This is a genomic window from Pseudomonas sp. RT4P38 (assembly GCF_054897765.1).
This window is the reverse complement of record NZ_CM142703.1, coordinates 1,664,788-1,673,840: the sequence shown is the minus strand read 5'-3', so window position 1 is coordinate 1,673,840 and position 9,053 is coordinate 1,664,788. Positions and strand designations below refer to the sequence as shown.

The window sequence follows — 9,053 nt, the reverse complement described above, 5'->3', positions numbered from 1 at the left end:
TTCATGATGTCGACGATGACCGCCGAGCAATGGCGCGTTTTCCCGGCAGGCGTTTGCTCAGGCTGCCTTCAATCACCAATGCCTCGTTCAAGCGGTCGCAGAACAAACTCAACTGGAACCGCCCGTTTCGCACGTCGCCGGTCTGGATGTGCACCTCATAAGGCGCGTCGGTGAATGGACAGCGCGTGGCCAGCGACGGCTTGAACACCATTCCCAGCGCCTGGGTCGAATAGTCGGAACTCCACCCCAGCGCACCAAAACTACCCTTGAGCTGCGTGGCATCGACCGGCAAGATTTCAAGGCGGTATTTGCCGTTTCGCAACAGCGTGAGTTCATCGGTACCAGGGGTGATCGGCACAGAGGTTTCACCGCCAACGGAATCGATAGTGACCAGCCTGACGCTCCATTCGAAGGCGTCAACGACGGTCAGATCGAACGTCTGCGTAACAGCCTCATGAAGTTTCAGCGTCGCGGTCACCTGGACGTTACCTGGCGAATCAGACTGGAATGGATAAACCGACCGACCCTGCGCATCGGTCGCAATCAGAACTTCCGTTTGCGAACCGACTTTCCACGACACCGGATAATTGGCCACCGGCTTCTCCCCCAAATCTATTAAGTCCTTCACATCGACCCACAGCAAGGTTGGCCGTGGCGCGCCCGCCACCGGGAAACGAACGACCTCCGAAAAGTTCTGAATCAAGGCGGTACTCGCCACCCATACCAGGGTTTCAACAAAGGGGTCAGTACCGAGCTGGGCGTAGATCGTCAAATCGCCGGCTTGCGGATTCGTCACAGAAAAATCGGAGAACCCTTCTGCGTCGCTGACTCTCTCGATTTTTGTCCCTTCCTTGCTCGTCCACCACATCACCTTCTCGCCCTCAACAGGCTCATCGTCGAGCCCAACGACCTGACAGCGCACCGCCAGGGCATGACCGACCATCGCCACCGTGGCAACAGAAGGGAGACCGAGAATCCGCGGCTTGTCGGCAAACACGATAGGGCGACCGAAGGTGAAGCTGTGACTACCCTCCACGTTACCGACCGTAATTCGCGCATCGCCCGGGCTGAGACTGGAGATCCACACACGGCTCAGGCCATCCTTGTCGGTGAACGTTTCGCTGGGACGAATCTCACCCAGGGTCGTAGACCACGCCACTCTGCGGTTGGCCCCTCGATTGCCGTAATCGTCGATCAGCACGGCATACATCTCTTGCTCCCACAGGCGCCCCGCCAGCACCGGATCTCTAGGCGGCAACCCGCTCAACTCGGAATTGAACTTCAGGGTCATTTCATCGCAATCAATCACTACCGACGGCGCGTAAACCGGCTCGTACAGCGGCAAATTGAATGACACATGGGCGGTGCCCATCCTCGCCCCCGCTTGCAGCCTGGCCCAGGCGCGCCCCTGATCGTCGGTGCGGGTCACAGGCGTGAGCATGGCCCCCAGGTCTGTCGCCCAGTGAATGTCCACGCCCTTGAGCGGCTCGCCGTAAAAGTCGAGCAACGTGCATTCGAACTCCGCGACTTCCTGTAGCAGGTTCGCAATCAGGGTCGGGTTGTCCACGATGCAGCGGCTGGTGAAACTCTGCCCCACTTCAGCCGAGTCCTGGGGGGTCGTCATGGCGTTGAATCGGGCCAGGCTTTCCAGAGCGTACTGCGCGGCTAATGCATAGACCGGTTCCAGATCCAGCGGGGACAATGCACCCAGGCTGAACGCAGCGGTGGCGTCCATGCCGTTTCGGGCCAGCTCCAATGTGCGATCCAGCAAATCCAGGTGCACCAGAGTGCTCAGTATGGGTCGGGCCGGGCTGTCGCTGCCTTCAACTTCATGGTTGATGTGCTCGGCGCATTCGAGCACATGCCGCATCCCGCAGCCGAAATACGTCGCCAGTTTGTCGGCCGCCGCATCACGCATCAGGCGCAGCGCGTCAGGCGTCAAGTCGTCGGGCAACTGGTTGACCTGAAGCAAGTAGTCGAGCATTTTTTCTTCAGGCTGGCGTGCCCTCGTAATCAGTCGACGGTAGAACGCCAGGTAGTACACCGCGCGCAGTGAAATGTCATAAGGGTTCTCGAGACTGAACCATTGGTACTGCTCGCCTGCCAGAAGGGTACGCAGCATTGATGGACTCAACTCCAACTTGTCGGCAATGCGGCCGCGCCGCTCCAGTTCCGCGAGCATTTGCAGGAACACATTCGGCTGATCCAGCATCTGCCGTACCTGTGAAGTATCAGAGGGCAGAGACATAGCCTCTTTCAAAAAGTCATACGGATGCCCCTGGGACCACGACAACACTTGGGCTGCCAGCAATGAATCCAGCTTCAGATAAACAGAAATGCCTTCTTCTACCACCACCCGCTGCTCGTCCCGGCAGCGCAACACGATCGTGCGGATGAGTGTTTGCAGTGGCTCACGTTTAGGGATGTCCCCGACTGCCGAAAACACAGTCAGCACAATCGCCTCGATTTCTGAATTGGCACGCGCCCGATACTGCGACTCGGTTTCGTCATGACGCCCGATCACCAGCCCTTTATCGTCCACCAGCGGGCTCAGCAGCGTTAGCCACTCGATGAGCTGCTCGTTACTGTCCCGTAACGGTGCGCCTTCCTCCCGCAGCGTGGCCCCCTGGACGACCACCGGTTGCACTTGGCTGCGCAATTGCCGCAAAAGCTGCTCCTGGGCCTCGGACCAAACGGTCGGCACGTACACCGGGTTGACGTTTTGCACCAACCACAGCACCGGTAAGTCGTAGTCGCGGGCCCAGGCCACGCAAGTCATCAACCCGCGGATGGCGCTCAATGCATCCGCACCGTCCCCCGAACCGAAACTTGACACCGCAGGCTCGCCCGCCAATTGCGCCACCAGGCCCTCGCCCTCGCTCAGGGTTTGCAGGAGTGCCGTCGATTCGATGGGGGTAAGTCCGAACAATCTGCCCAGCCGCACCAGACGCCAGAAGCTGGAAAGAATCGCCAGGCTGCGCGTCAAGTGGGTCTTGAGGCCAAACGCCTTGGCGATCACTGTGGCCAGGTAGCGGTAGGTCTCGAAGTTGATTTCCAGCGCACTGCAAATCTGATGCACCGTCTGCTGCTCTGCTTCCGTGCGCGGCACGATTGCAAACTCGACATCATCGATGCGCAAGGGGTCGTTAAACGTCGCCTGTCGGTTATACACACGATCAAAGTGCGACAGTTGTCCATCCTGGCCATATACCGACAGTACATCGATGAACGCCGCGAACTCTTCGGCCTGGCAGTCGTAAACGGTATTCAACACCTTGAACAGCCCCAGGCATCGCAGCGTATTGGGCCTGATCCATATGGACGGTTTGCCGGTGCCGCGATGCTCGGCATGCATCGCCGCCATCAGCAATTGATCGACCTGATGGCTGGGCAACTGCAACAGGCGATCCAGGCGGCACTTGCGATTGATGCGATCCACGCGGTGTTCCAGTATCGGAGCAGAACTCTCCCCCACATGATGCAATTGGAATTTCGCATCAGGGCCGTCGTTCACCAGTTTGATCGCAGGTTCTTTCCCACCATGGACATACCGGGCGCCTGCCGCTACGCCCGTGTATGGCACATCGGAGTTACCCAGCAGGGGAGCGTTGGCGGAGAGTTTGGGCGTGAAGGCCCCAAGCCCCAGCAAGCACTCGACCCCGCGTTGATCAAGGCGCGTTGCATCCTTGAAAATCCAGAGCTCGCGCAGCTCCGGGAGGGAACCCGCCAACCCGCCAAAGTTGTCCGGATAGAAGTTGACAGCGGACTTTTCCGGTTGCGGGTCGACCAGCCGGGTACGCGGATCCACCCTTCGCAGCGGAGCCTCAGCCATCGTGCCATCTAACGCAAAGTACGGGTCTTCGAGCAACAACGACAAGTGCAGCGGCCCGATCCCGCTGCCCAGTTGCGAGGCAGCTTCGGCGCGTGCCCCTTGGGCGCCCGGGTTCTTGAAATACGGATAGTCCAGGTCGACCCGGCGAATGACATCCCCCAACGACCCGTCTTTCAGGGCCGTGTCGACGACATGGGAAATACTTTCCCAATCATGGTCATAGGGCAGGCCGTTATGAAAACGCAGGGTGCGCAGGTATGCCTTGACGTCCGGGAAGTCACCTTGCTGCCGGGACATGATCTGCGCTTCAAGCACCGAGTTGGCAATTTCCAGCCGCGACTGCACGCGATTCACCGCCATCTCGTCGATCAGCAATTGGTCCACATCGGGGCGACGCTCATCCAGAGGGATGGTCTGCGATGAATCACCCTGCGATACGATGTTGTCTTGGACCCACTCGCGCAAGGCCACCATATACGCGGTGGTGGACGCGCTGTGCTCGGGGCTGCCCGGCGGGGCGGCGGCGTCGATATCCGGGCTGAACTGCTCCATGTACGTGGGCAACGGCACCATCGCTTGTTCATCGTCTTGGATCGACGTAGCGCGCAAGCTCTGCTCGCGAAACACCCTGGCCATATACAACGCCAGGGCATTGCCCCGGGCGATCAGGTTGCGGGCTTGTTCCCGGCTGAGGCCAAGCGTCTGCAATCCGGCAGGCCCCAGTTTTATCAAGTCGAACACGCTGGGGTTCTGCTCGATGAAATCATTGAAAGGCTGGGCCATGCCAATGCGATCCTCCCCCAGTACAGCCTTGATTAACTGGTGAACCGGACGGTTATAAGATGCATTCATTGCGGTATTTTCCCTTCAGGCAAAAAAGAGTGCCGAACCCCGTCAATGGGTTGGCGATGCAATCGACAGGGTTGATTTAGCGCTTGCTGAAGGGACGGCGCTACTGTCATATCTGACAGGTTTTATGACCATCGGTCGGAATATTGGACGTTCGAAATCGTGAGCAACGGACAGAAAAAAGCCCTCGCAAGAGGGCTTCGGGGTGAGCGCAGAAGGATTACCCGATTTCCCTCACGTCCAGATCAAATGAAGTTGGCGACCAACCTGAACTCACATCGCCCCAGAAAGCCCCCGCTTTCACTTTGACGTTCCCTGGCGGCAGAGGGAGGGTCACGATCAACCAGCGCCCTTGAGCGTCTGCAATGCCTTCGCCCAAAATGTCATTGGTGTCTTCGAACCGGACGATCTTGACCCGCGCGCCGGGCAATGCGGTGCCATGGATCACCGCTCGCGGGGTGACCACTTCCCATGAAGCCTGGCCGAGGACGACGGGAATCTCGACTTTATTGGCGACCTTGAAGCGCCTCACTTCTGAAGCCTGCGAATACAGGCCATCCACGATCTGCCACGCCTTGAACGCGTAAGAGGTCGCATCCACCGGCAGTTCATAATCAGTGCGCACTGACCAAAAGCCTTGTCCATCCGCTCGCGCCAACGCGTAAACCTCGGCGGTATCAGAGCTGTATATCTGGATTTCGGCCCCGCCCCGAGCCTTGCCACTGAACAATGGGCGTTGTTCAAGTACTTGCAGCTCATCATCGATGGGGCGCTCGATGATCGCTGCTTCAAATCCACCCGTATTCGAGATGACCTCGAAATTGGAGAGCGCTCGCTCCGAGAAGACACGATCGCGCCGTTGACGCACGCAGTACGAAAAAAGACTGGTCGCAACCGGAAGTTGCCTCGTCGAGCTGACCTTCCAGTTTCCGTATCGGTCTGCGAACGTCGTGCCCAGCGCATCTAACAAATCTGCTTCGTGAGATTGGTAAACAGTCACTTCAGCCCACGGCAGGCCCCTGCCCTGCCACATCGGCATTTTCCCGACCTTCGCCCCCGCCACCGGATAATCCACGATAGGTGCCGTGAAATCGTTGGGCATGCGCTCCACCACAAAATAATCGCTTTGAACCCACTCCGAGGCCTGGCTCTGCACCGTCTGTCGCACGATCACCCATGCCGGACCGTCAGGAAAATCTACATCGCTTGTTACCGACCACTCCCCCTTTTCATCGGCCGTTGTCGACGCAACGACTTGGCTCGCGTCATACCATTGCGAAACAGTGATGTCGGCATCCGGTTGGGCCACGCCAGATAAATAAGGATTGAGACCGACGTAATCACCCACTCGGGGTTCGGTGATCTGCGGGAGGGTTTTGGACAGCAATGAGTTCTTTAAATAAGGTGTGTGTTCGGAATTCAGACCCTCACCTGCGTTAGCGATGGCAGTGATACTGTCATCCGGGCTCATGTTGTGGATCGCATTGAACGTCCAGGTACCGTTTTCCTTGACCTCGGTTTTTCCCAATGGGTCATTGTTGTTGTGCCTGTCAATGAATATCGTGTCTGTCGGGAAACCAGTCCCGGAAATGAACAACATGCGGCCTAACGCCTCCCCCTCCCGGGGTGAATCGATGACAGGTGTATTTGGAACCACCCTGAACGCGTGTTCACGTTTAGGACTGATGGCGGAGCTGAGGCGGACAACGACCTCAAGCTCGACCGGGCCTACGGGCAGATTCACGTTTGCCCGCCAGGTCGTGTCCGCTTGCACCTGGATACCCTCCTTAAACGGCTCGACTGCTCCTTTCATATACAGGTCGACCAGGCCGCCGATCACGGCATTGCCGGAGAAAACAGATGATCGTGTGGTTGTGCCGCCGGCTGGCGGAACCTCTATAAAGGGGGCCTTCATCTGCACATCGACCGTAAGCGTCGTCGTCATCTCGGAGACGTTGCTACTGCCTTCAGACTCTTGCTGTTTTGCATAAATGGTCAATGGGCCCGTTTCTTGCCTGGTCAACGTCACGGAATAGATTCCGCTCGCATCCACCCGCCCGGCACCCACCGGCAAATTGGTCGGCGAGTAAACGACAATCCAGCACCCCGGCCAGCCTTTGCCCTCGATGATCGGAACGAGATCGACCTCTGTTCCAGGTAACGTGGTAAAGGACGGCGGTGGCGTTCTGACTGTAAACGTTCGACTGCCGACGGAAGACGTCTGGTCGCCGAACTTCGCTGTTGCCTCTAGCGCATACGTGCGCGGTGCCCAGTCTGCGTCGGCGCTCAGGGTAAACGTGCCTCCCGTAGCCGTCAGCGGCACATCGGGTTTGCCGGGGATTTTCAAAACGATTGTGGAACCTGGCCAGGCGGTTCCCATGATTTGCGGACGTTGCCCGCTGATAGCGCCGTCCACGTCGGGCTTGGTGAAAACGGGAGGCAGGGATGCCACGGTCATGGAAAACGTGGCGCTGTCCGCTGACCACTGATTGTTCACCCATTGCCGCGCGGTAAGGCTGTAAACACCGGGCGCATGATCCGCGGTGGCGGTGACGGTCCAGTCGAGATTGGCCTGCACGTCCACGTGTGGCACGCCCGGCAGAACGCCTGCGCCGTGGCGAATTTCGATCGCGACTCTAGTCGCCTCCCACTGCCGCCCTTTACCGGAGAAAGTTCCCTTCTGACCATTAACGGTGACATTCATATCCGTCGGTCTGGGGGTGGGGAGATTGACGGAGAGATCCGGGCTCCAGTCAGAATAGATCCGACCGCTACCACCGTCGGAGATACTTTGTCGCCCTTTGAGGGAGTAGTTACCAGGCAATGTCGCTGGAGGGATTTCCTTATTCCATATACCTGCGGCAACCACAGCATCAAGTAAAACGGGGCCTACGATACGATTTACCTCCATTAGCGCGCCGGTATACCCCGTGCCATGTAACTCAACGCCCTCACCCTTGGGTCGGGACAAGAGCGTAGGTTCACTCAGCGCACCATTGAATGCACGGGACGCGCCGCGAACGGACGTCCTGTTGGACAACTTCTGCAGCACTGCAAGCGTTACAGGTCCTGCCGAGGGTAATGTAACGGCGGCGGTCCAGGTGCCATTGCCCTCCACGGTACCTGTACCGACCTTGGTTTGCGTCAGATCGATAAAGACGTCAACGGTGGCGCCGTTTAACCCATTGTTGCCGTGGAGGGTAAAGTTGGTCGGCTGAGTACTGTTGGCGGCAGGTAAAGTTATAGCTGGGGCGCCCAGTACGTTGTAGGTGATAGGGGCGGTGTAGCCGTGCGTAAAGCCCGTCAGGCTGTATTGAGCTTCCACCTTCATCTCGCCACTGATTGGCGTAGCAGTCATCACCGCTTCCCATGTCCCGGATGGCGCGATTGTTACGTCAGCCAACAAAGTATTACGGTCATCAGCCCTGACCACCTTAATGGTAGTTCCGGGAGCGGCGATCCCCTGGAACTTATCACCAGTGACCAGAAGAGTGCCGGAGGCTGGCGAAGTAATTGCGGCGAGATAGGCAGTCTCTTGGCTTGAATTCGAGAACCTGTCACCTATTTTCTGCGTGGCGTAGAAGACAAGGGAATTCGCCGTCAGCGGTATGGAAATACTTGCACGCCAAGTGCCATCACCCAGCATGCCCGCAGGAGCCAACTGATTCCCACCGACGTTATGGAGAGTGATTGCACCGATGCCAGGCAGGCCGCCCGCCCCTGTAACCGTGAATGTTCTAGAGGAGACGTTTCTGAGGGGGTCGATACTTGGCGTCCTGGGAGTGAAAGACATCGGGAAAGTGCTCCACACTCTCTCCCAACCCCACCAAAACTTATATCTAAACTCAAGAAATAACCCGACGGAACCATCCTTAGCGGGCATCGTATGATTTACAGGGAGTGTGTACGTGTGGCCATTTTGATTCGCTGTCTCAGTTAAAAAAACGGGCCCCCATTCTTCTTCTGAAAAAAGACCGACAAGAACTACGCCCCTGTACAAATCATTGTTTGTAGCCGTATAAACCACATGATGGACAGTAAAAGTCCTACCATCAGCAGCCCACGAATACCTGGTTGTCAGAACCACCTGCCAGTCACCATCCTTCCCAGGGACGGTCACCGTGAAGTCTTGATATGCGTTGGTATTACTTTCATAGGACAAAAGCTCACCAGTACCGGTTGATGTTTCAGGTGTTGCAGGTGCTTTGGATTTCTCAAGATCATCAGTATCCATGACTGCTCCTTAAACTGTTCTGGTGTGATAGACATCCAACAATTTGCTGCTAGCTGTCCAAAAAGCTTCATGAGCTATTAAATTCCTGCCTAACGCGTATAGAACCTGACAGAACTGACAGTCCCGACGAACGGCAAC

General features: G+C 57.4%; 2 protein-coding genes. Both read right to left on the bottom strand.

All coding sequences use genetic code 11. The features are described from left to right. Position 1: 1 nt before the first annotated feature. Positions 2 to 4,684: a Tc toxin subunit A gene (locus ACYZT7_RS07680; protein WP_462040569.1), complete on the bottom strand. Its 4,683-nt coding sequence runs from the start codon at positions 4,682 to 4,684 to the stop codon at positions 2 to 4. Between the two features lie 217 nt (positions 4,685 to 4,901). Beyond that, on the bottom strand, positions 4,902 to 8,915 hold the full coding sequence (locus ACYZT7_RS07675) for a hypothetical protein (RefSeq protein WP_462040568.1): 4,014 nt from the start codon (positions 8,913 to 8,915) through the stop codon (positions 4,902 to 4,904). Positions 8,916 to 9,053 lie beyond the last annotated feature (138 nt).

Excerpts from the sequence above, each read along its gene's own strand:
- ACYZT7_RS07680 (WP_462040569.1), bottom strand. The coding sequence starts at position 4,684 with ATGAATGCATCTTATAACCGTCCGGTTCACCAGTTAATCAAGGCTGTA.
- ACYZT7_RS07675 (WP_462040568.1), bottom strand. The coding sequence starts at position 8,915 with ATGGATACTGATGATCTTGAGAAATCCAAAGCACCTGCAACACCTGAA.